Origin of the sequence: Rodentibacter caecimuris (assembly GCF_010587025.1) — a bacterium.
Lineage (GTDB): Bacteria > Pseudomonadota > Gammaproteobacteria > Enterobacterales > Pasteurellaceae > Rodentibacter > Rodentibacter caecimuris.
The window spans coordinates 815,379-837,941 of sequence record NZ_CP040863.1; the positions used below are offsets into that span (position 1 = coordinate 815,379).

General features: G+C 39.9%; 26 protein-coding genes. 6 read left to right on the forward strand and 20 right to left on the reverse strand.

The annotated features are described in order from the left end of the window. Window positions 1–238 precede the first annotated feature (238 nt). The 11 genes from FEE42_RS03945 to ccmA all read right to left on the reverse strand — a co-directional run bounded on the left by FEE42_RS03945 (window position 239) and on the right by ccmA (window position 8,261). Window positions 239–532 carry a hypothetical protein gene (locus FEE42_RS03945; RefSeq protein WP_164027758.1) on the reverse strand — a complete coding sequence of 98 codons (294 nt, stop codon included), beginning with the start codon at window positions 530–532 and terminating at the stop codon, window positions 239–241. Continuing rightward, the gene (locus FEE42_RS03950; protein ID WP_135969351.1) at window positions 529–1,086 is read right to left on the reverse strand and encodes a DUF8095 domain-containing protein; all 558 of its coding nucleotides are present in this window, start codon (window positions 1,084–1,086) and stop codon (window positions 529–531) included. Before FEE42_RS03950 ends, FEE42_RS03945 begins: the two co-directional genes overlap by 4 nt. A 314-nt stretch (window positions 1,087–1,400) precedes the next feature. Further along, entirely contained in the window at window positions 1,401–2,318 is a 918-nt protein-coding gene (gene ccmI / locus FEE42_RS03955) for a c-type cytochrome biogenesis protein CcmI (protein WP_059365592.1), read from the reverse strand. Next, on the reverse strand, window positions 2,319–2,783 hold the full coding sequence (locus FEE42_RS03960; protein ID WP_059365593.1) for a cytochrome c-type biogenesis protein: 465 nt from the start codon (window positions 2,781–2,783) through the stop codon (window positions 2,319–2,321). Beyond that, the gene (locus FEE42_RS03965) at window positions 2,780–3,328 is read right to left on the reverse strand and encodes a DsbE family thiol:disulfide interchange protein (protein ID WP_135969350.1); all 549 of its coding nucleotides are present in this window, start codon (window positions 3,326–3,328) and stop codon (window positions 2,780–2,782) included. Before FEE42_RS03965 ends, FEE42_RS03960 begins: the two co-directional genes overlap by 4 nt. Window positions 3,329–3,454: 126 nt before the next feature. After that, on the reverse strand, window positions 3,455–5,401 hold the full coding sequence (locus FEE42_RS03970; RefSeq protein WP_164027759.1) for a heme lyase CcmF/NrfE family subunit: 1,947 nt from the start codon (window positions 5,399–5,401) through the stop codon (window positions 3,455–3,457). Then, entirely contained in the window at window positions 5,398–5,922 is a 525-nt protein-coding gene (gene ccmE / locus FEE42_RS03975; protein ID WP_059365596.1) for a cytochrome c maturation protein CcmE, read from the reverse strand. The genes FEE42_RS03970 and ccmE overlap by 4 nt, the downstream gene beginning before the upstream one ends. Then, window positions 5,919–6,122: a heme exporter protein CcmD gene (ccmD, locus tag FEE42_RS03980; RefSeq protein WP_059365597.1), complete on the reverse strand. Its 204-nt coding sequence runs from the start codon at window positions 6,120–6,122 to the stop codon at window positions 5,919–5,921. Before ccmD ends, ccmE begins: the two co-directional genes overlap by 4 nt. Before the next feature lie 27 nt (window positions 6,123–6,149). Continuing rightward, complete coding sequence (locus tag FEE42_RS03985; RefSeq protein WP_059365598.1) at window positions 6,150–6,893, reverse strand: heme ABC transporter permease; 744 nt, start codon at window positions 6,891–6,893, stop codon at window positions 6,150–6,152. Between the two features lie 59 nt (window positions 6,894–6,952). Continuing rightward, window positions 6,953–7,618 carry a heme exporter protein CcmB gene (gene ccmB / locus FEE42_RS03990; RefSeq protein ID WP_164027760.1) on the reverse strand — a complete coding sequence of 222 codons (666 nt, stop codon included), beginning with the start codon at window positions 7,616–7,618 and terminating at the stop codon, window positions 6,953–6,955. Window positions 7,619–7,622: 4 nt separating this feature from the next. Beyond that, window positions 7,623–8,261 (reverse strand): cytochrome c biogenesis heme-transporting ATPase CcmA, encoded by a 639-nt coding sequence (gene ccmA / locus FEE42_RS03995; RefSeq protein WP_164027761.1) that lies wholly within the window; start codon window positions 8,259–8,261, stop codon window positions 7,623–7,625. A 291-nt stretch (window positions 8,262–8,552) separates the two neighbouring features. Between ccmA and sodA the strand changes: the two genes are divergently transcribed. Then, window positions 8,553–9,200 carry a superoxide dismutase [Mn] gene (gene sodA / locus FEE42_RS04000; RefSeq protein ID WP_059365601.1) on the forward strand — a complete coding sequence of 216 codons (648 nt, stop codon included), beginning with the start codon at window positions 8,553–8,555 and terminating at the stop codon, window positions 9,198–9,200. Window positions 9,201–9,241: 41 nt separating this feature from the next. On the opposite strand, the gene FEE42_RS04005 is transcribed toward sodA, so the two are convergent. From FEE42_RS04005 to rlmN, 7 genes are all read right to left on the reverse strand, one after another. After that, window positions 9,242–9,685: a methyltransferase family protein gene (locus FEE42_RS04005; protein WP_164027762.1), complete on the reverse strand. Its 444-nt coding sequence runs from the start codon at window positions 9,683–9,685 to the stop codon at window positions 9,242–9,244. A gap of 29 nt (window positions 9,686–9,714) precedes the next feature. Then, complete coding sequence (locus tag FEE42_RS04010; protein WP_164027763.1) at window positions 9,715–10,329, reverse strand: YfgM family protein; 615 nt, start codon at window positions 10,327–10,329, stop codon at window positions 9,715–9,717. A gap of 18 nt (window positions 10,330–10,347) precedes the next feature. Next, a complete protein-coding gene (hisS, locus tag FEE42_RS04015) occupies window positions 10,348–11,619 on the reverse strand; it encodes a histidine--tRNA ligase (RefSeq protein ID WP_164027764.1) in 1,272 nt (423 codons plus the stop codon). Between the two features lie 9 nt (window positions 11,620–11,628). Then, window positions 11,629–12,735 carry a flavodoxin-dependent (E)-4-hydroxy-3-methylbut-2-enyl-diphosphate synthase gene (gene ispG, locus FEE42_RS04020; RefSeq protein ID WP_164027765.1) on the reverse strand — a complete coding sequence of 369 codons (1,107 nt, stop codon included), beginning with the start codon at window positions 12,733–12,735 and terminating at the stop codon, window positions 11,629–11,631. 12 nt (window positions 12,736–12,747) lie between these two features. Beyond that, window positions 12,748–13,710: a RodZ domain-containing protein gene (locus FEE42_RS04025; protein ID WP_237184476.1), complete on the reverse strand. Its 963-nt coding sequence runs from the start codon at window positions 13,708–13,710 to the stop codon at window positions 12,748–12,750. 91 nt (window positions 13,711–13,801) lie between these two features. Next, window positions 13,802–14,347 (reverse strand): type IV pilus biogenesis/stability protein PilW, encoded by a 546-nt coding sequence (gene pilW / locus FEE42_RS04030; protein WP_164027766.1) that lies wholly within the window; start codon window positions 14,345–14,347, stop codon window positions 13,802–13,804. 25 nt (window positions 14,348–14,372) lie between these two features. Continuing rightward, complete coding sequence (gene rlmN / locus FEE42_RS04035) at window positions 14,373–15,527, reverse strand: dual-specificity RNA methyltransferase RlmN (RefSeq protein ID WP_135969346.1); 1,155 nt, start codon at window positions 15,525–15,527, stop codon at window positions 14,373–14,375. 211 nt (window positions 15,528–15,738) lie between these two features. On the opposite strand from rlmN, the gene FEE42_RS04040 reads away from it, so the two are divergent. The 5 genes from FEE42_RS04040 to FEE42_RS04060 all read left to right on the forward strand — a co-directional run bounded on the left by FEE42_RS04040 (window position 15,739) and on the right by FEE42_RS04060 (window position 20,315). Beyond that, window positions 15,739–16,623: a D-alanyl-D-alanine carboxypeptidase family protein gene (locus FEE42_RS04040; RefSeq protein WP_164027767.1), complete on the forward strand. Its 885-nt coding sequence runs from the start codon at window positions 15,739–15,741 to the stop codon at window positions 16,621–16,623. Between the two features lie 248 nt (window positions 16,624–16,871). Continuing rightward, window positions 16,872–17,753 (forward strand): metal ABC transporter substrate-binding protein, encoded by an 882-nt coding sequence (locus FEE42_RS04045; RefSeq protein ID WP_059365609.1) that lies wholly within the window; start codon window positions 16,872–16,874, stop codon window positions 17,751–17,753. Next, the gene (locus FEE42_RS04050; protein ID WP_059365610.1) at window positions 17,753–18,658 is read left to right on the forward strand and encodes an ATP-binding cassette domain-containing protein; all 906 of its coding nucleotides are present in this window, start codon (window positions 17,753–17,755) and stop codon (window positions 18,656–18,658) included. Before FEE42_RS04045 ends, FEE42_RS04050 begins: the two co-directional genes overlap by 1 nt. 3 nt (window positions 18,659–18,661) lie before the next feature. Further along, a complete protein-coding gene (locus tag FEE42_RS04055; protein ID WP_164027768.1) occupies window positions 18,662–19,510 on the forward strand; it encodes a metal ABC transporter permease in 849 nt (282 codons plus the stop codon). Then, a complete protein-coding gene (locus FEE42_RS04060) occupies window positions 19,503–20,315 on the forward strand; it encodes a metal ABC transporter permease (RefSeq protein ID WP_059365612.1) in 813 nt (270 codons plus the stop codon). The genes FEE42_RS04055 and FEE42_RS04060 overlap by 8 nt, the downstream gene beginning before the upstream one ends. A gap of 31 nt (window positions 20,316–20,346) precedes the next feature. Here FEE42_RS04060 and rlmC read toward each other — a convergent pair whose 3' ends face one another. Next, a complete protein-coding gene (gene rlmC, locus FEE42_RS04065; protein WP_164027769.1) occupies window positions 20,347–21,522 on the reverse strand; it encodes a 23S rRNA (uracil(747)-C(5))-methyltransferase RlmC in 1,176 nt (391 codons plus the stop codon). Then, entirely contained in the window at window positions 21,519–22,562 is a 1,044-nt protein-coding gene (gene nagZ / locus FEE42_RS04070) for a beta-N-acetylhexosaminidase (protein WP_164027770.1), read from the reverse strand. The genes rlmC and nagZ overlap by 4 nt, the downstream gene beginning before the upstream one ends. Window position 22,563 lies beyond the last annotated feature (1 nt).

Consider the following 22,563-nt stretch of genomic DNA (forward strand, 5'->3'; position numbering starts at 1 on the left):
TGATGTAGTAAATACACAAAATAAAATTTATACAAAACATAGGGCATACTACGTATGCCCTAGCCAATAAGCTAAAATTTTTGATATTAAACAAACACCATGTGTCCCTACATCCACTTTAAAATATCAGTTTTCTTCAACGACTACATAATATCGAAAAAAATAAACCGCACTTTTTTAAGTACGGTTTATTATTTTAATTTGAAGCAAAAAAGTGGCTAAATTCAGCTATTTTTCATTACCAATGATGATAACCTCTGTAATAACCAAACCCAATACTCGGTACAACAACTGGTGTGCGTTGATAAATGACTCTCTGGCGACTGTCACTCGCATTCATTTTAATCGGATCTGAAATATCTTTTGCAGCTTTTGCTTTTTGTTCGGCAGTTACCGTATTACCACTAGCTACGCGAGCTTGGTACTCTTGCACCGTTTTCATATCACAGATACCCGTATCCTGTTGCACTACTTGTTGTGAGCTACAAGCAACAAGAAATAATATCGGACATGTAATTAATAATTTTTTCATTTTGCTCCCTTTTTACAAACCATTTTATCCAAAAGTTGTTTATTGCTATCCACTTTATCTCTAATAATCTGCTTTGTTTGTCTCCCTTCCCGCTCACGAATCTCTTGCTCTAATTGAGGATCATCAATAACGTAAACAGGTACGTACTGCACATTTCTTGGCTCATCTTGCCGATAAAGCGAAGCTCCTATAATTCCACCGTAATATTGACTATCATCACTAGGATGTATGTAATTATTCGTAGAATTTGTAAAATCTACTCCATTATCACCCTCAAAGCCATTACATACTCCCTCACCAGATACAAAAACACTTTTAGAAGAAAAATTCTCACTCACCATATACACTTCAAACTCAACACTGTTAGCTAAATTTTTCGCATCTTGAACAGAACTACTCGGATCTAAAACCCGCTGTTCTTTACTATCAATATAGCGCGTTAAATTCTGAGTATCTTCTGATATTTTAACCACAATCGTTTTTGCACTAACAGAAGCCGACAAAGGTAAAAAAGATAATATAAAAAAACATAAGAGATAAGTATAATACTTCATATTCATCCTTATATTATTAATAAGTTTGATAGAATTCTACAGGTAAACCGTCCGGATTTGTGCAGAAAGTATACTTTATTTTTATAAAATCATCTACCCCAACAGATTCACAGGCCCCTTATTAGCCACAAATAAAAAATACAGAATTCCATCTCCTTAACTTTAATTCCAAATCTAATTTTTAACTATCCCGTTCTACCGATAAGGTTCGGCTATCATCTTTGCGCCTGAAATTTCTGTATAAAATCGCTTAGAACACAGCTAATCCAAAACAATGATGACAACCTGATGAACACCTTCAATTGCAAGCATGACTAATTTTTCTCTGGTGTAATACTTTTTGTTTTTTCCTGTTCTTGAACTTCTAACGCATCGCGTGCAGCACGAATACTTTTTTCAATTAACGTTACCCGTTTATCATCTTTTGGCATTAACCGTAACATCATCGCCCAAGTCACTGCCGCCATTTTATAATCTTCCGTTTCAAAATAACGAAATGCCAATAAACTTAATGCTTCAATATTGCTATGATCCTTACGGATAACTTCTCGTAATAAATCACTACCTTTTAGTTTATCCGTCACATCTTCCGAAAACATTAATACACGTGCATAACCCAGTTTATATTGTAAATTATCAGGCTCAAGCTTATTTGCTTTTTGGTAGCTATCGAACGCCAAACGGGCATCACCTAAATTCATACCAATTTGTCCCAGCCACCACCACTTTTGGGCATCCTGTGGATTTTTCTGTAAATCAATACGAAGTGCGATTGAAAATTGCTGCATTTCACTATCCGAAAGAGGATTTGTCTCCTCTTCTTTCATTCTCTCGTAAAAATAAGGCAATTTTGCATAAGTTTGCTCTAACATGGATTCTGCCTGCCAAGATCCAACCATAAAGTAACTTGCTCCTGCAACAATCCCTATAGCAAGCAGACCTGAAGCAAACCAAATTTTTCCATAAGATTTTTCATTTTGGATTGTCTTTTCTTCCTGATAAGGGACATCATCCAATAACGTTTTCTGCAATTCTTGTTTAAGTAATTCTACATTTTCCACTAGCCCTTGCGCATTATCCCGTTCGATTTCTTGCAGGCGTGAGAAATAGAGTGCCTTATTCAGCTCATCACGTTTTTGTTCATTTTGTGTCTTAAACCGATACAGCAAAGGATAAAAACAAATTAACGCTACCAGTAAAGTAATGGCGACCAAACTCAATGCAAAACTCATCTATTTATCCTTTTGATTCAATAATTCAGCTAAACGCGCATTTTCTTCTTCCGTTAAAACATTGTCGGTTTTGACCGCACTTTGTTTTTTAGACTTAGGCTTCATTAGGAAAAAAACGCCGAATAATATAAGAAATAATGGTGCAAACCATAAAATTAAGGTACTCGCCGTCATCGGAGGATCATAGGTCACAAAATTACCATAACGCGCCACCATATATTCCACCACATCATTTTTCGATTTTCCCTCTTGTAATAACTCAAAGACTTTGTTACGCATATCTACCGCAATTGTGGCATTTGAGTCTGCAATATTATTATTCTGACATTGCGGACAACGCAAAGATTGCGTAAGTCGGTGATAATCGTTTTCTTGCTGTTGCGAGCTAAAATTCAGTGCATCAATGGCGGAAAATGCCACCGTGCTACATAAAAGTGCGGCTAAAAAAAGCCCTAATTTTTTCATTGTGTCTGCTCCGCAAGTTTGTCATAAATCGGTTTCAACGTTTCCAGCCATACTTTTTCGTTTACATCCCCGGCCAAACGATAATGAATCACTCCTTTACCATCCACAATGAAAGTCTCCGGTGCACCATATACCCCCAAGTCTAAGCCAAAAGATCCTTTTTCATCTTTTAGCACAAGTTGGTAAGGATTACCCAAATCTTTTAACCATTTTATTGCCTTTGCCGGTTCATCTTTATAGTTCAACCCAATAATATTCACACCTTGTTGCACCAGTTTATTTAAGTATTGATGTTCGGCATAACAGGTTGGACACCAAGTCGCCCATACGTTTAGCAAAACCGGTTTGCCTTGACGGAATAGTTCATTGCCATAAACCTTGTTTTCAAAGAGTTCCGTTAAGCTTTTCGTCGGGACAGGTTTTCCAACCAACGCCGATTCTAAAGCCTTAATATCTTCACCTTGAGCATTACGGTTAAGTTGCACTAAAAAGGCAATAACCACTGCTAAAAAGAGAACAAGAGGAATCAATAATTTTTTTTTCATTTCTACCGCTCTTTTAAGTAACTTGTCCTTTCCTTATTTGGAAAAGGTTGCGAAAAAATCAATCACGCTATATTTTCCACAGGGTTTCACACTTCCATAAGGAAAATCAGGAATGCAATACGGGAGTTATTTTTTTAATAATTTATTAAACCGATAACGTCTGTCAAACATACACAACAGACCACCCAATGCCATAAACACACCACCAATCCAAATCCAACGAATAAAAGGCTTGTAATACAAACGCAATGCCCAAGAATTGTCATCAAGTTTTTCGCCTAGCGCCACGTACAAGTCACGTGTTAAGCTCCCATCAATAGCTGCTTCTGTCATTGACATACGGCTCACGGTGTAAAAACGCTTTTCAGCGAATAAGGTTGCCTCCGGTTTTCCGTCTTTTGTAATATCAATTTGTGCTTTACCACCAATATAATTAGGCCCGTTGGCATCACTGACACCGACAAATTTGAAATCGTAACGACCAATCTGAGCACTATCCCCTACTTGCATTCGTACATCACGTTCTACACTAAAGTTTTGGCTAAAAGCGATCCCCCATACCGTCATTGCCACACCTAAGTGTGCAAATAACATTCCCCAATGAGAACGGGATAATTTGCGCACACCGACAAAAAACGATTCGCGATGGGTAGCCCGTTGTTGTAATTCGTAAAGTGCGAGTAATAGGATAATAATAGTCATCATCGCACCAAGAACGGAACTTACGGTAATCTTGTCTTGCAAGAAATAAGGTAAGGCAAATCCTGCAATCAGCATGATAACAACACTGATGATAACCGGCGTTCGAATTGCTGAGAATTGATCCCGTCGCCATTTTACTAGCGGCCCAATGCCTAGCAATAGCGCAAACGGTGTCATAATAATCAAGAACATTTGATCAAAAAACGGTGCGCCGATTGAAATTGTGCCTAATCCTAACTGTTTATGCACCAAAGGTAACAATGTACCTAAAAACACCACGCAAAGTGCGGTCATTAATAGAATATTATTTAATAGCAACATACTTTCGCGAGAATAGCGCTCCGCATTATCACGTGAACGAATTTGACTGCCTTTATAGGCATAAAGTGCGAGTGAGCCGCCAATGACAACCACCAGATATGCCAAAATATACAAACCGCGCGTCGGATCAGAGGCAAAGGCATGAACTGACACCAAAATCCCCGAACGCACCAAGAATGTGCCGAGTAAACAGAGGGAAAAAGCCAAAATAGCGAGGAGTACCGTCCAAGCTTTAAATGAACTGCGTTTTTCCGTCACCGAAAGAGAATGAATCAGCGCTGTACCGGCTAACCAAGGCATAAAGGATGAATTTTCAACCGGATCCCAGAACCACCAGCCACCCCAGCCTAATTCATAATACGCCCACCAAGAACCGAGAACGATACCAAGTGTTAAAAATACCCATGCGGCAAGCGTCCAAGGGCGAGACCAACGCGCCCACGCCGAATCAAGTTTACCGGTCATTAAAGAAGCAATCGCGAACGCAAAAGCGACAGAGAAACCGACATAGCCCATATAGAGTAGCGGAGGGTGAAAAATCAATCCTACATCTTGTAGCATAGGATTAAGTTCTTTACCGTCCACAGGGAAATTAGGGAAAGTGCGGATAAATGGATTGGATGTAAATAATACAAACAGCACGAAACCCACGCTAATGATTCCCATGATGCCCAGCACTCTCGCTGCCGCTTCTTGAGGTAAATGTTTACTTAATAGCGCCACTGCGGCGGACCAAAGGGCAAGCAACCAAATCCAAAGCAACAATGAGCCTTCATGTGATCCCCAAACAGCGGATAAACGATAATAAATTGGCAAGGTACTGTTAGAATTATTTACTACATATTGCACACTAAAATCATTGACTGCAAACAAGTAAAACAGCGCGACAAAAGCAATGGTAAGGCTGACAAATAATCCGTAGGTCATTGGTCGTGCTAATGCCATTAAGCGGGTATTCCCCTTCTCTGCGCCCCACAATGGAAAAATCGCGAGCATTAATGACACGGCAAGACTCAAGGCGAGCGCATAATTTCCGATTTCAGCGATCATTTGTTGCCTTCTTGTTTTTCTTGACGATCACGCACACTTTCACCTTTCAAATCCGCCTCATCTACACCCATCGGTTTATGCACTTTTTGCATTTTTTCGCCTAATTCAGGCGGTACATAATTTTCATCGTGTTTTGCCAACACTTCAGTAGCGGTCAGTACGGTCGGTTTGGTTAATACGCCTTGTGCAACAATACCCTGCCCCTCTCGGAAAAGATCAGGCAAAATACCTTCGTATTCTACGGTAATCGCAGGGCCAATATCGTTCAAATCAAACCGCACTTTTAAACTTTTCGGGTCACGCTCTACAGTTCCTTCAACCACCATTCCACCGACTCGGATACGCTGCCCGACTTCAGGTTTTTGGTTCGGGTTATTATCTTTACCCAAAACCACCTCCGACGGCGTGTAGAATAAATCAATATTCTGACGTAACGCATAGAGTATCAAGCCACTAGCAATGGCAATACCAAGTACAACAAAAACAACTAATTTAAGTCTGGATTTACGTCTCGGGTTCATAGTGTGTTTCCTTTATTAGCTTGTTGTAAACGCATTTCACGTTGGGTTTCACGCAGAACATTTTTCAAAATCGTTTTACGTTGTTTGAGGCTTTGTATGATCAACGCAACAATCGCAACCAAACTAATGCCGTAAGATAGCCATACATAAAAGCCATAGCCACCCATATCAAAAAAATCACTCCAAGTTTGGAAAAACATTTTTATTCCTCCATAAAAATATAAAAACTATTTACTACAATCTTTTGCCAGAGCTTTCACCCATGGGCGTTTTGCATCTTCTCTTAATAATTCCGCACGATAACGCACCAGGGTCAGCCAAATATATAAAGCTAAAAAACCAAAAATACATAAAATCAATGGAATTAACATCGGAGCAGCAATAGACGGTTTTTCAAATTTTGTAATACTTGCGCCTTGATGAAGCGTATTCCACCATTCCACAGAGAAATGAATAATCGGCAAAATCACCACAGTAGTAATACATAAAATACCCGAGGCTTTTGCTCCGATCGCCCGATCGGAAAAACTGGAATAAAGAGCAAGAATACCAAGATATAAAAAGAATAGAATTAATTCAGCAGTCAGACGGGCATCCCATACCCACCAAGTCCCCCACATCGGTTTGCCCCAAATCGCACCGGTAATCAGTGCGAGAAAGGTGAATAATGCGCCAATAGGTGCCATAGCAATCATTGCTAAATGAGCTTGTTTAATTTGCCATACCAGTGCGATCACAGCGGCTACCGCCATTGAACCATACACGCCCATTGACCAAATCGCCGTTGGCACATGTACATACATGATTCTGAAACTGTTCCCCTGTTGATAATCTGCCGGCGCATAGGCCAAGCCCCATACAATACCGACACTTAACAATAACAAACTCAATAGAGCAAACACCGGACTCAATTTACCACAAATTCGATATTGGGTTTCTGGTTTAGCGTAGGGATGTAACCAGTTCCACATAACAAAGCCTCACAAAAAAATAAAAAGAAAAACAACCGCACTTTCGCACAGTTGTCGAATTAATTATCCAAACTAATACGCAATGCCGCAGCCACCGCAAAAGGCGAAAACGTCATCGCACCTACCATCATCGCACCTAAAATTGCAAGTTGCCCCGTATAAGGCAAATTCAAACCGGCTGCATCCAATACGGAAGATGCGAAAATCAACACGGGAATAAACAACGGCACTACAAGTAAACTGAGCAACACACCGCCCTTACGTAATCCTACGGTTAATGCAACACCAATCGCCCCGATACAACTTAATACCGGTGTACCGAGAAGCAAGGTTAGCACTAGCGCCCACCAAAGATGAACTTCAAGCGAAAGTAATAATGCCGCAATTGGCGAAAGTAAAATCAGTGGCAAACCGGTTAAAAGCCAATGTGCGATAACCTTGGACAACGCCGTTAATACGAGAGGTTGCTTGGTCAGCATTAATTGCTCAAGTGAACCGTCAATAAAATCATCACGAAACAAGCGTTCAAAAGAAAGCAATGCAGAAAGTAAAGCCGCCACCCAAGCAATTCCGGGTGCAATGCGTGAAAGTAATTTAGGATCCGGTCCAATCACAAGTGGAAATAACGTGATAACAATCAAAAAAAACCACAGTGGATTTAAAATCTCTGACCGTTTACGCATTGCAATTTTTAATTCACGTTTAATTACTTCTAGAAAAATCATTCACTTATTCCGCTTTATACTGTGCTAAATTAAGTTTTTGCAAACGCATACTCGGCACATCTTGATGGCTCGTCATTAATACAATACCACCTTGTTTTGCATGCTCATCAAAAAGTGCGGTCAAAATTTCCACACCTTTTTTATCAATTGCCGTAAAAGGTTCATCTAAAATCCATAACGGTGCATGAGAAAGCCATAATCTTGCTAATGCAATACGTCGTTGTTGCCCCGCTGAAAGTTGTGCGGCAGGTAGATCTTCACGCCCCAAAAGTCCGACTTTCGCTAATACGTCCCAAAGTGCGTCATCTCCCTGCTCCGCTTGGCTAATGCGTTGATAAAATTGCAGATTCTCTAACGCTGTCAGTTCTGGTTTTACGCCGGAAAAATGCCCTAGATAAAGTAAATCCTGATAGTAAATTTCCCGTTGTTTGGAAATAAGTTCAGAATTCCACCGCACTTCACCTTCTAACGGTTGTGCAAGCCCGGCTAAAATACGCAATAAACTGGTTTTTCCGATACCATTATGTCCCTCAATCTGCACAAAATCACCACAGTTAAAATTGCACGATAAACCGGAAAAAAGCAAACTCTCACCACGTTGGCAGGCAAGCTCTTTGATAGATAAATTGTGAGACTTAGACATAAAGAAAAACACGAATATTGAATTGCGGTCATTCTATCACAAGTGAAAAATTTAACGAGATTTTAAGTAGTCAAAACAATTAACTATTTGGTAGTAGATTGTAGGTTTTATTGACTTAGAACAAGCTTCATTTGAATACTCAATTTCTACAAAAGGGAAAACATTTAATGATCTAAATCAACTTTTCTGCTAGTATTTTCCCCTTAGTACTTTTTGGTTAAAGCTTTTGCATTTTTAGCTGACAGCCAAATCGGCTCAAATGAAAACTCATTTTATAAGAAGGAATGAATTATGGCTTACACTCTACCTGAATTAGGCTACGCTTATGATGCCTTAGAACCTCATTTTGATGCTCAAACGATGGAAATTCACCATAGTAAACATCACCAAGCCTACGTAAATAATGCCAATGCGGCACTAGAAGGCTTACCGGCTGAATTTACCGAAATTTGCGCAGGTCAATTAATTTCTCAACTTGACAAACTTCCGGCAGAAAAACGTGTCGCATTACGTAATAATGCCGGCGGTCACGCAAATCATAGTTTATTCTGGAAATCCTTGAAAAAAGGAACTACATTACAAGGTGCATTGAAAGAAGCAATCTTACGCGATTTTGGTTCTGTCGAAGCCTTTCAAGCCGAATTCGAAAAAGCGGCGGCAACCCGCTTCGGTTCAGGTTGGGCATGGTTGGTGTTAACTACCGAAGGAAAACTCGCGGTTGTTTCCACAGCAAACCAAGATAATCCACTAATGGGTAAAGAAATTGCAGGTTGTGAAGGTTTCCCACTTTTAGGCTTAGACGTTTGGGAACACGCCTACTACTTGAAATTCCAAAATCGTCGCCCGGATTATATTAAAGAATTTTGGAATGTTGTAAACTGGGATTATGTTGCAGAGCGTTTTGAAAAGAAAGCGGCTGATTGCAATCACGCCAAATAATCAATGAACTACAAAAGTGCGGTCAATTTTGACCGCACTTTTTATATCCACCGCCTAACTTTCGATTTATACCGACGATATGTATCCCCAAATTTCTTTTCTAAATAGATTTCTTCTCGAGAAATTTGGAATTGATTCATTAAAAATATAAAGATAATGACCCCACTCCAAGCCAATAAATGCCCTAACCATAATGCCCATGATACAAGAATCAGTAATAGACTCAGGTACATTGGGTTACGCGTGATTTGAAAAATACCGGATGTGACAAGCCTTGTCGTTTTATCCAACTGTTTCGGATCAATAGATGTCTCATTGCGATAAAATTGCCATACACTCGCAGCAGCAACCAAAATAGAGACTAGAATAAAAAACCAAATCGCATAAAAAAATCTGGAATATCGCCCTATTTGAGGTAAGGCATACATCACCACACCAATGGAGAAACAAAGAATCGGGGGAGGAAGTGGAAATAAAAAGCGCATAAAACAAACGCCCTATCGGGCGCTTTATACTAAAGATTGTTTAATTTCATTTGAGCCATTTGCTGTTCTAACGAACTACCCGTTTGAAGCACTTGCTCAAAACTATTTTTTGCCGCAACAGTGTCGCCTTTTGCCAACTGAATATCACCGACTAAAAGTATTTTGCGAGCATTAAAACCGGCACTCTTTACCTGTTCAAGTGTTGATAATGCACTATCTAATTGACCTAACTGGAATTGCACGGCACTTAAACGTAAAGCGGCAAGTGATGTCAATAAGTCATCTTGAGATTGTGTTAAAACCTGCTGTAAAGCGACTTCGGCACTCGCAAAATCTTGTTTTGCCACCGCATTTTTTGCTTCATCAAACAACGCAAAGACTGCATAACTGGTTTTACTATTCGCTTGAACGAATTCCGTTAATTTCGCTTTCTGAGCGGCAGGATCTTGCTCGGCTGCATAAACTAAAGCATCATATCCTGCCGAGGCTTCAGCTATTTGATTTGCTTGGTAAGTCTGCCAATAACGCCAGCCAAACACGCCGGCCACACCCAAAATAAAAGCGACAATGATAGTTTTGCCGTTTTCTTTCCACCATTCTTTTAACTGGTTAATCTCTTGTTCTTCTTCAATGGAGTATGCCATATCTTTTTCCTTTATAAATTAAAATTGAGATTGAATATAATCAATAACTTGTTCAACTTCAAAGGTTTGTTGTTCAACTCCACCGTGTAAATGTTTCACAACTACCTGACTATTTTGCACTTCACTTTCACCGATGACTAAAGCTAAAGTCGCACCGGATTTATCCGCACGTTTAAATTGTTTTTTAAAATTACCCCCCGAGCAATGTTGCATAACCCGCAAGTGCGGTAATGCTGAACGAATTTTTTCAGCAATTTGTAAAGCGGCTAAAGTCGTATTTTCCCCTTGATGAATTACATAAATATCGACCGCACTTTTTAACGGTATGGCTACATTAAGTTCTTGTACCAATAAAACTAAGCGCTCCAGTCCCATCGCAAAGCCTACACCGGACGTAGCGTGTCCGCCAAGCTGCTCAACCAAACCGTCATAGCGACCGCCGCCGCATATTGTACCTTGCGCACCCAGTGCAGAGGTTACCCATTCAAACACTGTTTTATTGTAATAATCCAATCCCCGTACAAGCTTTGGATTAATTTCATATTGAATTCCCACTGCATCTAATAAAGCACATAATTGAGCAAAATGTACACGGCTTTCTTCATCCAAATAATCAAGGAGTTTCGGTGCATTATCTAACACTTTTTGTAATTCTTGATTTTTAGTATCTAAAATACGCAGCGGATTTTTCACTAAACGCTCTTTTTCTTCTTCGCTCATTAGATCTTGATATTTTTCCAAAAATTCTACCAATGCAGAGCGATAACTTGCTCTTGCTTCCAATGAACCGATTGAGTTTAGTTGTAGAGAAACCTGCTGATCAATACCTAATTTTTTCCAAAGTCTTGCCGTTAAAATAATTAGCTCGGCATCGATTTCCGGATTAGTAATACCAAAAACTTCTACTCCCGCTTGATGGAACTGGCGATAACGTCCCTTTTGCGGACGTTCATGACGAAACATCGGCCCCATATACCACAAACGCTGTTCATTATTATAAATCCAACCATGTTCAATCGCTGCCCGCACGCAACCTGCCGTCCCCTCAGGACGAAGGGTTAATTGTTCATCGTTATCCCAAAAAGTGTACATTTCCTTTGAAACGACATCCGTTACTTCGCCAATAGCACGGGCAAATAACGGTGTACTTTCAACAATCGGCATACGCACTTCAGAGTAACCATAACTGTTTAATACTTCACGTACCTGCATTTCAACCCATTGCCATAATGGGGATTCTGTTGGTGGACAATCGTTCATACCACGAATTGCTTGAATTGTTTTTGCCACAAGTTTTCCTTAAATAATACGATTTTTGGGATCTTGCAATGCGACTTTCGCACGGATCTTTGCTTCTAATTGATTGATAATATCTTCGTTATCAAACCGCTCTTTTTGACGCTCGCCATCTATATAATAACCGCTTTTCTTATTCCCACCTGTTACGCCGAGATCAGAGACTAAGGCTTCACCCGGTCCATTTACGACACAGCCGATAATAGATACATCCATCGGTGTAATAATATCTTCAAGACGTTGTTCTAAAGCATTCACTGTACCGATCACATCAAATTCTTGACGAGAACAGGTTGGACAGGCAATAAAATTAATTCCTCGGGAACGAATACGCAACGATTTTAAAATATCAAAACCTACTTTGATTTCTTCCACAGGATCTGCCGCCAAGGAAACTCGTAATGTATCTCCTATTCCCTCAGCGAGTAGCATTCCTAAACCGATTGCCGATTTAACAGCTCCGGCACGCGCACCACCGGCTTCGGTAATCCCTAGGTGTAACGGTTGTTTAATCGCTTTTGCCAGTAAACGATAAGATTCTACCGCCAAAGACACATCGGACGCTTTCACGCTTACTTTAAATTGATCAAAGTTAAAACGATCTAAAATCTCTACGTGACGCAATGCAGATTCAACCAGTGCTTCGGGAGTAGGCTCACCGTATTTCTCTTGAATGTCTTTCTCTAAAGAACCGGCATTCACACCAATGCGAATAGGGATATTTTTATCACGAGCACAATCCACTACTGCACGAATACGATCCTCTCGTCCGATGTTACCGGGATTTATACGCAAACAATCTACACCATACTCAGCAACTTTTAATGCAATACGGTAGTCAAAATGGATGTCTGCAATCAATGGTATACTAACTTGCTGTTTAATAATTCTAAACGCTTCAGCTGCATCCATGGTCGGCACAGAAACACGCACAATATCGGCACACACACGCTCTAAAGATTTAATCTGAGCAACCGTAGAATCAATATCCGTAGTGCGCGTATTTGTCATAGACTGCACGGCAATCGGTGCATCTCCACCAATCGGTACATTACCTACATAAATTTTTGTCGATTCACGACGCTTAATTATCGGTTGAAAAGCTGACATCATCATTCCTTATTAAGGTTGTGAAAGTTTAAATTTTGCGACACGCCCGTCCACTTTTAGAGGATAATCCTGCCCCTTATAAGTGATACGAACATTCCCCGGTGCCCCTACAATCAATGAAAATTCATTACCGCTAAAGGTTAAGACTTCACCTTGCTTATATTCTTTTTGTGCAAGCACTTTTCGATTCTGATCTTTTATACTTAACCAACTGGTATTTTTTAATATTTCCACGACTAAATCACCTTGAGCAGCCGGCGGAGGTGGAGAAATAGTTGGATCTTCAACCGCACTTTGCGTATCAGGAATCGCAATTTCGTTCAACGTTGTGTCTTCGCCAGAAGTGATTGATTTAGGTAATACATTTTGTTCAGTCTGAGCAGAAATAACCTCTTGGCTAGCTTTTACTTCAGCCATTTCCATACTATTAGCTTGAGTATTTTCCGGCTGGATCGGTTGAACACTTGGCAGTTCAGTAGGTGAAACGGAGGAACTTTCCGATACTGTTTGGGTAGTTTCTACATTTGACACATAACTTTGCACTAAGGTATCACGCTCTTCATTAGATTTTTGATAGTTCTGCCACCACCACAAGCCCGTCATACTTAATGCGACTAAAAGCACTAATGCGGTTAAATAGCCAACCCAACGACTGTGAGAAGAATATTGATTTACCGAGCGAGTAGAACGGGCATTTTTTCCCAAATCATTTTGTTCGTCTTCCCCAAAAGAGAGATCGGCCCAAAGACTTTCAGGTAAACGCAGAAACTTCCCATAATTGCGTACATAGCCTTTCATGAAAGCCGCAGGCACATTTTTTTGGATAAATTCATTATTTTCGATTTGAGCTAAAATCGCGGGACGTAGTGTAATTTGCTTAGAGACATCTTCAAGAGAAAGATTTAAGGCTTCGCGGGCCTCACGAAATTTATCTCCCAAAGATATAGGTTGATCTGCTTGCGTTTTCGTTTCCATTTGTTCAGCCTGGGCATCCATAATGTTTATTAATTTATGAGACATAATTAAAGGCAGAATTTTAAAGTCCAAAGCAATTTTTGGCAATGTTTTATTTGATTAGACTTAGTTTTTCCGCACGATTCACATCTATTTGTCGTAATTTGTCGATTGCTTTTTGATAAGCCTCCGATTGATTTAGCGCCTGTGAGCAAAGCACCATATTTTCATAAGTATCTGCCTGACGGTAATAATTAGGCGAAAGTAAGGCAAGTTCAAATTGCTTATTGGCTTGTTCAAACTCACCTTGACTACATAAAAACGCGCCAAAATTATTATGTACATCACCTTGTTTTTCATCAAGTTTTATGGATTTAAGGTAAGATTTTCTTGCTTCATTAACATCGCCTTGCAATTGATGAAAATGTGCAAAGGCAGAATGAACAAGATAATACTCTTGATCATGTGCTAACGCTTTATCAAGATTTTGTTTCGCTTGAATAAAATTATTTTGCTGCAAATAGCCAAGCGCCAGTTCGACTCGCGCTTTTGCCGCCTGTTGTTTATTAAAATCAGAAGAGGGGGCTTGCGAAACACAAGCTGAAAAAACAAGAGGAAAAATGACCGCACTTAAAAATCGAATAAATAAAGGTTTCATTTTTCCTCCAATTACTATAGTTTCACTAATTAACTTGGGTTATTCCTATATTCTGCCCAAATTGACGTTTCATTGCTGTACGTTTAGTACGATCAATAACATCACCGGCCAGTTGCCCGCACGCAGCATCAATATCATCTCCCCGAGTTTTACGCACAATGACAGTAAAACCATATTCCATTAATGCTTTTTGGAATCGATCGATACGGGTATTTGAACTTTTGGCATAAGGGGCTTCAGGAAACGGATTCCACGGGATTAAATTAATTTTACAAGGTGTATTTTTCAACACTTCCGCAAGCTGATGAGCATGCTCCACACTATCATTAACATGATCCAACATCACATATTCAATCGTGACTTTGCCATGATTAGCATTGGAAACACTCAAATAACGGTTCACAGAATCAATCAGCATTTTAATATTATATTTTTTATTAATCGGTACAATTTCATCACGTAATTCATCATTCGGCGCATGTAAGGAGATGGCTAATGCAACATCAATCATCTTACTTAAATTATCCAATGCCGGCACAACTCCTGAAGTAGAAAGCGTCACTCGGCGTTTAGATAAACCGTAAGCAAAATCGTCCAACATGATTTCCATTGCAGGAACAACATTTGCCACATTTAATAGCGGTTCCCCCATCCCCATCATCACCACATTCGTTATTGGACGAACGCCTGTCACGCCAAAATTACCGATAATTTTTGAAGCTCGCCACACTTGCCCAATAATTTCAGATACGGTCAAATTACGGTTAAAGCCTTGTTGAGCGGTAGAACAAAAGGTACAGGCCAAGGCACAACCAACCTGAGAAGAAACACAAAGCGTGGCACGATCCGCTTCCGGAATATACACGGTTTCTACTTGTTGATCGCCCACCTGCATTGCCCATTTTATCGTGCCGTCTGCAGAACGTTGCTCTACCGCCACTTCAGGTGCTCTAATTTCAGCAACAGATTTTAACTTTTCTCGTAATTTCTTATTGATATTTGTCATATTGTCGAAATTATCTTCGCCAAAATGATAAATCCATTTTACTAATTGATCGGCTCGAAACGGTTTTTCCCCAAGTTCTTGAAAAAATTCACGCATTTGTTGGCGCGTCAAATCCATTAAATTAATTTTTTTGTTTGATATTTGTTCTAACATTAAAGCCTCGTTGCTACACATTATGGCAATAAAAATTGTAGTGATTTACTACAAAAAAGCCTGATATAAAAATGAGCAGCGATTTTACAGATTTGTTAGAAGATAAGCTAGCAGATTTCAAAAACAAGAACATTTCTGACCGCACTTTTTACGATTCAGATCGCAAAAATAAGCAATCTTTTAGAAAAAAGTGCGGTAGAATACGCCTCTGTTTTATTTATCGGTACTAAAAATGTTTAAAAAATGCTTTTCAGTTTTGTGTCTATGTATCCCAGCCCCCTTAACCATGGCACAATCCTATGTCGTTTACGATTTCACTCACGATAAAGTCTTGGAAAGCAGCTCACCAAACCATGTTCAACCTATTGCATCAGTAACAAAACTAATGACTGCAAATGTATTTTTAGAAAATAATAAAAATCCTCGTTGTGCCGCCTCCATTACAGATGATGATCATGACTATATCAAAGGTACCCGTACAAAATTACCAACATATACGCCCATTCCTTGTAATGAACTACTAAAAGCAATGTTAGTTCATTCCGATAACTATGCAGCCCATGCCCTTTCCCGTTCAGCCGGAATGAGCCGCCTACAGTTTATTCAGAAAATGAATGAAAAGGCCCGTGAACTTGGTATGCGTTCCACCCGCTTTACTGATAGCTCAGGTTTATCGGATAGTAATATTTCCAGTGTGATGGATCTGGTTAAGCTGACTAAATATTCCTTGAATAAACCGCAAATTAAGGATTTTTCTAATATGCCAAGCGCTTATATTCAGACCGGCGGACGTCAGGTATTGGTGAGAAATACCAACAAACTGGTGCGAGAAGCCGTATTCGATGCAGCAATTAATAAAACCGGCTATATTCGTGAATCAGGCTATAATCTAGTATTTGTTAATAAACATCTTTGCCGAAATTCAGCCATTGGGGTGATTAGTTTAAATAATAGCTCCTCCCAATTCCGCACTAATTTCACCAAAAACAAATTAGAAAAATATGGTTGTATTGCCGGACACCGGCTCAATAATTTCACACCTGATGATGCACAATATGAAGAAGGTTACGATGAAGAAGGGCTAAGCAATCTGATTGAACAACTTTCAAAACAATAAGTTTCGCTATTCTACCGGCAACACGCCGGTATATTTTTATTCCTACAATCATCAACATTTAAAAGCATAGAAAAAATCTATCATCCTTTTTGGTATGCTAACCGACGTAAAATAAAATCTTTAGAAGTTGATAATCATTTTTATTTGAAATCTCTACAAAAAGTAGTACTATTGTCCCAGTGAATGTAAACTGTACTGTATTCACCTATCATTCAAGTAAAACAAATTCTACTTTATAAGGAGATCTTATGCGAATTTCATTAAAAATTATGACCGCACTTACGTTAGGTTTATTTATGATGCAAGCCAATGCAAAATTTAAAGTTGTTACGACTTTTACCGTTATCCAAGATATTGCACAAAATGTAGCGGGCGATGCAGCAACGGTGGAATCTATCACGAAACCCGGCGCGGAAATTCATGAATATGAGCCGACCCCAAAAGACATTGTAAAGGCACAATCTGCCGATTTAATTCTATGGAACGGTTTAAATTTAGAGCGTTGGTTTGAGCGTTTTTTCCAAAATATTAAAGATAAACCGGCCGTAGTGGTGACAGAAGGCATTACACCTCTTTCTATTTATGAAGGGCCTTACAAAGACGCGCCTAACCCACACGCTTGGATGTCGCCTTCTAATGCATTAATTTATATTGAAAATATTAAAAACGCACTGATTAAACATGATCCTCAAAATGCCGATGTATATGAAAAAAATGCAGCGGATTACACACAAAAAATTAAACAGTTAGATGAACCGCTTCGTGCTAAACTTGCACAAATTCCGGAGTCCAAACGTTGGCTGGTCACCAGCGAAGGAGCTTTCAGCTATTTGGCGAAAGATTACAACTTAAAAGAAGGTTATTTATGGCCGATTAATGCCGAACAACAAGGAACGCCTCAACAAGTTCGTAAAGTCATTGATTTGGTTCGTAAAAATAATATCCCGGTAGTGTTCAGTGAAAGTACTATTTCACCTAAGCCGGCACAACAAGTAGCGAAAGAAAGTGGGGCAAAATATGGGGGAGTATTATATGTAGATTCTCTTTCAACCAAAGAGGGCCCTGTACCAACCTATATCGACCTATTGAATACCACCGTTTCCACCATAGTTAAAGGATTTGAAAAATAATGGAATCATTTTCGACATCAATTTGGGTGAATGACGTAACTGTTCGTTATAACAACGGACATACTGCTATTCACGATATGAGCTTTTCACTCAATGACGGTACGATTTGCGCACTGGTTGGCGTGAACGGTAGTGGAAAATCAACCTTGTTTAGAAGTCTAATGGGGTTAGTAAAACCACAAAAAGGTGAAATAAAACTATGCAACCTACCGATTTCTCAAGCCCTAAAACGTAATCTGATTGCTTATGTTCCGCAGTCGGAAGAAGTGGACTGGCAATTCCCCGTTTCCGTTTATGATGTCGTTATGATGGGACGTTATGGATACATGAATCTTTTACGTATCCCAAAATCTATTGATAAGCAAAAAGTGCAAGAGGCGATGCAACGTGTAAACATTGAGCATCTTGCACATCGTCAAATTGGCGAACTGTCCGGCGGGCAAAAGAAACGGGTATTTTTAGCTCGCGCATTGGCGCAACAAAGCCCAATAATTTTGTTGGATGAGCCTTTCACTGGCGTAGATGTTAAAACGGAAAACGCCATTGTGGATTTGTTGCAGCAACTTCGTAGTGAAGGGCATCTAATTTTGGTTTCGACTCACAATCTAGGTTCTGTGCCTGATTTTTGTGATCAAGTGGTGATGATCAACCGCACAGTTATTGCAGCCGGAAAAACAGAAGACACCTTTAATCAACATAATTTAGAGCTCGTCTTTGGTGGTGTGTTGCGCCATATCAGATTGCAAGGTGAAGACTTACATAATGATGAAGACAAACGCGCAGTAACGGTACTGACCGATGATGAAAAAGCGGTGGTATTCTACGGTGAAACCAAACAGGATCCCCCTGCCACAACACAAGATTGCAATTTTGACACGTCCGCGAATAAAAAAGAGAAGGAATAACCTATGCTGGATTTATTACTCGAGCCCTTCTCTTATGACTACATGTTGAAAGCAATGATTTTGAGCACGGTTGTCGGAGGAATTTGCGCTTTTTTGTCTTCCTATTTAATGCTCAAGGGCTGGTCATTAATTGGTGATGCCTTATCCCACTCCGTTGTACCGGGTGTCGCCATTGCTTATGCGTTTTCCTTACCTTATGCGCTCGGTGCATTTTTTTCAGGTATTTTAGCCGCAATTTCTATTTTATGGATTAAATCCATTTCTAAGCTAAAGGAAGATGCCGTTATTGGTTTTATTTTCAGTACGTTTTTTGCGCTCGGATTATTGATTATTTCCTTAAATCCGACTGCCGTAAATGTGCAAAGTATTATTTTAGGTAATATTTTGGGCATTGCAGATGAAGATATCTACCAAGTTTCGATCATTATCGGTATTTGTTTAGTCTTGCTTTTATTATTCTGGAAAGATCTACTACTGATTTTTTTCGACGAAACTCAAGCGATTACCGTAGGGCTTTCACCACTTTTCTATAAAACCTTATTTTTTACCTTATTAAGTGCTTGTGTAATCGCTGCATTACAAACCGTAGGAGCAATTCTTGTAATCGCAATGGTCATTACACCGGGTGCTACGGCTTATCTACTGACGGATAAGTTTAAAACCCTAGCGATCATTGCCGTGATACTAGGCTCAATCACCAGTTTTGTTGGCGTCTATATGAGCTATTATTTAGACGGTGCAAGCGGGGGAATCATAGTTACACTGCAAACTTTACTTTTCTTGCTCGCATTTTTGTTTTCCCCAAAATACGGCTTACTTACTCGCAACAAAAAGGCGGTACCCGATGTTTGATTGGTTTTTAGAGCCTCTCCAATTTGCTTTTATGCAAAATGCGTTGCTCACAGCATTAATTGTCTCTACTATCTGTGCCTTACTTTCCTGTTATTTAGTATTAAAGGGTTGGTCATTAATGGGTGATGCGATTTCTCATGCCGTGCTACCGGGAATTGTATTAGCCTATCTGATAGGTATTCCTCTTGCTATCGGGGCATTCCTATCCGGCATTTTTTGTGCTTTCGGCGTGGGTTATTTAAAAGAAAACAGCCGAATTAAAGAAGATACCGCCATGGGGATTGTGTTTTCAGGCATGTTTGCCATCGGATTGGTGATGTTTACCAAAATTCAAACCGAGCAACATTTAACCCATATTTTGTTTGGCAACGTATTAGGGGTCAGCAATATTGAATTAATACAAACTGCGGTCATTTCTACCTTTGTTTTTCTTGTTATTCTATTTAAGCGCCGTGATTTATTACTTTATTGTTTTGATGCAAGCCATGCTCGGGTTGCCGGTCTCTCACCACAAGTCTTGCATTATAGCTTACTCATTCTAACTGCGCTTACTATTGTCAGCACCATGCAGGTAGTTGGCGTAATTTTAGTGGTTGCCATGTTGATAGCACCGGGAATTACGGCTCTTACATTGACAAAATCCTTTGATAAAATGCTATGGGTCTCTGTCATAACCTCTGTTATTTCAAGCCTTATGGGCGTGATTTTGAGCTATCACTTTGATGCCTCAACGGGCGCTTGTATTATTTTATTGCAGGCGGCAATTTTTATCCTTGCATTAGCCTATAGCAAAATTAAACAATAATTCAAGGCGGATATATTATCCGCCTGAGTCATTAATTTGTGATACGCGCTAATAAGGTCAGTACTTCATAATGTGCCGTATGCGGGAACATATCAAAAAGCTGAATTTTAACAGGCTTATAATGTGTCAGATCGCGTAAATCTTTCCCCATAGAAATGGCGTTACAACTAGAATATAAAATAAAGTGCGGTCGTATTTGGTTGAGAAATTCGCTTACTGCCTTTCCGATTCCACGACGTGGAGGGTTTACAATAACCAAATCCGGGCGTTCCTCATTGCCGTTCAACACAAAATTTGCCGCATCTAAAGACTGAAATGTCACATTCCGTAAAGCTAATTTTTGGGCGGACATTTTTGCCGCTAAAATTGCCGATGGCGAAATTTCAATACCGATCAGTTCAACGTCCTGCTCTTTTTCTCCTTGCAATCCATACGCACAATGCAAACCGAAACCGCCCACACCGCAAAATAGATCCCATAATGTTGTTACAGGCAAATCTTTTACCCATTGTTGTGCCGTTTTATATAATCCTGCGGCAACCTGAGGATTCGTTTGGAAAAAACCTTGGGGACGAATAAAAAGCGGAATATCATTAAAACGTTCCGCTAAAAATTGTTGTTCCGTGAGAAAAATTTCTTGCTCCCCTTCTAAAATAGCGGCGTGTTGGGGTTGCAGATTTACACTGACGACCTCCAGTTGAGGTAATTTAGCTATAAGTCCGGTCAACTCCCGACAAATTAACGCTAACTTATTTTCAGAACGCAGCACAAAACGCAACATTAACTTCCCTGTTGATACGCTTTCTGTCAGTAAAATATATTTAAGTTCACCTTTCTTCTTGGCAACGTTGTACGGCACTAAGCCGGCACGCCCGATAAAATCTTTTAGAATAGGGAAGATCGTTGCAAAATGCGTGGGATAGAGAGGACAATCGCACAAATCAATCGCACTATTCGGATCATTAGGATCTTGCAAAATACCGAGAATCGGTCGTTCCACCGAGCCGCTCACAACCATTTTAGCTTTATTACGAAATGCCGACGGTTGTGATTGGAAGGGGGCTAACCAAACCAAATCATCACAATTCAAATGAGAAAGTTGCGTTTTTAGATGAGTGATTTTCTCAGAAATTTGCCGTTCATAAGGCATTTCAAGCCATTGGCATGAACGACAATTTCCCGCTTGATAATGGCGGCAATCCATCATGCTTTGCCTGCCAACCATGCTTGTTGAAGCGCCGACAACTTTTTATGGTTTTCCAACCAACGTGGTGTTTTGGTCAATTCAGACCAACTATATGATTTTTTCTTAAATAAACTATTTAAACGTGTTTGACGCTGAATAAAGTGCGGTTGATTTTCCGTGAGTTTTAACTGATCCAACACTTGAATTACACCAGCCCGCTCATTACAAAGTAACAATAAATCGCAACCGGCATTCAATGCCTTTTCACTACGAGCGACAAAATCCCCCATAAACCCTGCACCTTTCATCCCCAGATCATCGGAGAAAATCGCTCCGCTAAAATTCAATTTTTCACGTAAAATTTGCTTTAACCAATATTCTGAGCCACTTGCCGGCTGACTATCGCATTGAGTATAAATCACGTGGGCAGGCATAATGGCATCCAATTTTTGCTGCGCAATCAATTGTTTAAAAGGTTGGAGATCCCGACTAAAAATCGCCTCCTGAGGACGTTCATCATAAGGCGTTTCCAGATGGGAATCCGCCAATACGTGTCCGTGACCGGGAAAGTGTTTGCCCGTTGTTGCCATTCCCGCTTCACGCATTCCATCAATAAAAACGCCCGCTAAATTGACCGCACTTTGCACATCACCACTAAAGCTGCGATCGCCAATAGCACGACATTCATGGCCTAAATCCAACACCGGTGCAAAGCTGAGATCAATATCAAGCGCTGCCATTTCCGCCGCCATTTGCCAGCCTGATTCTCTTGCCCAATGTTGCTGCTGCAAAACATCGGATAATGAAGTAAAAGCTTGCATTGCCGGCAACTGTGTAAAACCTTCACGAAAACGTTGCACACGACCACCTTCTTGATCTACCGTAATCAGTAACGGTTTTTTCACCCGTTCACGTACGGATTTCACCAATGCCTGAATCTGTTCTCTCTCATAAAAATTGCGGGTAAACAAAATTAAACCGGCAACTAAAGGATGCTCCAGCAATTCAACTTCTTCTTGAGTTAGCTCGTAACCTTCAAGATCAATTAATAAAGTAGACATA

Coding starts and splice junctions, on each gene's coding strand:
- ccmA (WP_164027761.1), bottom strand. CDS start 8,261: ATGTCTAAGTCTCACAATTTATCTATCAAAGAGCTTGCCTGCCAACGT.
- rlmN (WP_135969346.1), bottom strand. CDS start 15,527: ATGTGTAGCAACGAGGCTTTAATGTTAGAACAAATATCAAACAAAAAA.
- FEE42_RS03950 (WP_135969351.1), bottom strand. CDS start 1,086: ATGAAGTATTATACTTATCTCTTATGTTTTTTTATATTATCTTTTTTA.
- nagZ (WP_164027770.1), bottom strand. CDS start 22,562: ATGTCTACTTTATTAATTGATCTTGAAGGTTACGAGCTAACTCAAGAA.
- FEE42_RS04010 (WP_164027763.1), bottom strand. CDS start 10,329: ATGGCATACTCCATTGAAGAAGAACAAGAGATTAACCAGTTAAAAGAA.
- FEE42_RS04040 (WP_164027767.1), top strand. CDS start 15,739: ATGTTTAAAAAATGCTTTTCAGTTTTGTGTCTATGTATCCCAGCCCCC.
- FEE42_RS03945 (WP_164027758.1), bottom strand. CDS start 532: ATGAAAAAATTATTAATTACATGTCCGATATTATTTCTTGTTGCTTGT.
- FEE42_RS03965 (WP_135969350.1), bottom strand. CDS start 3,328: ATGAAAAAAAAATTATTGATTCCTCTTGTTCTCTTTTTAGCAGTGGTT.
- ccmD (WP_059365597.1), bottom strand. CDS start 6,122: ATGTTTTTCCAAACTTGGAGTGATTTTTTTGATATGGGTGGCTATGGC.
- FEE42_RS03960 (WP_059365593.1), bottom strand. CDS start 2,783: ATGAAAAAATTAGGGCTTTTTTTAGCCGCACTTTTATGTAGCACGGTG.
- FEE42_RS04025 (WP_237184476.1), bottom strand. CDS start 13,710: ATGGAAACGAAAACGCAAGCAGATCAACCTATATCTTTGGGAGATAAA.
- FEE42_RS04050 (WP_059365610.1), top strand. CDS start 17,753: ATGGAATCATTTTCGACATCAATTTGGGTGAATGACGTAACTGTTCGT.
- FEE42_RS03985 (WP_059365598.1), bottom strand. CDS start 6,893: ATGTGGAACTGGTTACATCCCTACGCTAAACCAGAAACCCAATATCGA.
- FEE42_RS04045 (WP_059365609.1), top strand. CDS start 16,872: ATGCGAATTTCATTAAAAATTATGACCGCACTTACGTTAGGTTTATTT.
- rlmC (WP_164027769.1), bottom strand. CDS start 21,522: ATGATGGATTGCCGCCATTATCAAGCGGGAAATTGTCGTTCATGCCAA.
- ccmB (WP_164027760.1), bottom strand. CDS start 7,618: ATGATTTTTCTAGAAGTAATTAAACGTGAATTAAAAATTGCAATGCGT.
- FEE42_RS03970 (WP_164027759.1), bottom strand. CDS start 5,401: ATGATCGCTGAAATCGGAAATTATGCGCTCGCCTTGAGTCTTGCCGTG.
- ccmE (WP_059365596.1), bottom strand. CDS start 5,922: ATGAACCCGAGACGTAAATCCAGACTTAAATTAGTTGTTTTTGTTGTA.
- sodA (WP_059365601.1), top strand. CDS start 8,553: ATGGCTTACACTCTACCTGAATTAGGCTACGCTTATGATGCCTTAGAA.
- FEE42_RS04055 (WP_164027768.1), top strand. CDS start 18,662: ATGCTGGATTTATTACTCGAGCCCTTCTCTTATGACTACATGTTGAAA.
- ccmI (WP_059365592.1), bottom strand. CDS start 2,318: ATGAGTTTTGCATTGAGTTTGGTCGCCATTACTTTACTGGTAGCGTTA.
- ispG (WP_164027765.1), bottom strand. CDS start 12,735: ATGTCAGCTTTTCAACCGATAATTAAGCGTCGTGAATCGACAAAAATT.
- FEE42_RS04005 (WP_164027762.1), bottom strand. CDS start 9,685: ATGCGCTTTTTATTTCCACTTCCTCCCCCGATTCTTTGTTTCTCCATT.
- FEE42_RS04060 (WP_059365612.1), top strand. CDS start 19,503: ATGTTTGATTGGTTTTTAGAGCCTCTCCAATTTGCTTTTATGCAAAAT.
- pilW (WP_164027766.1), bottom strand. CDS start 14,347: ATGAAACCTTTATTTATTCGATTTTTAAGTGCGGTCATTTTTCCTCTT.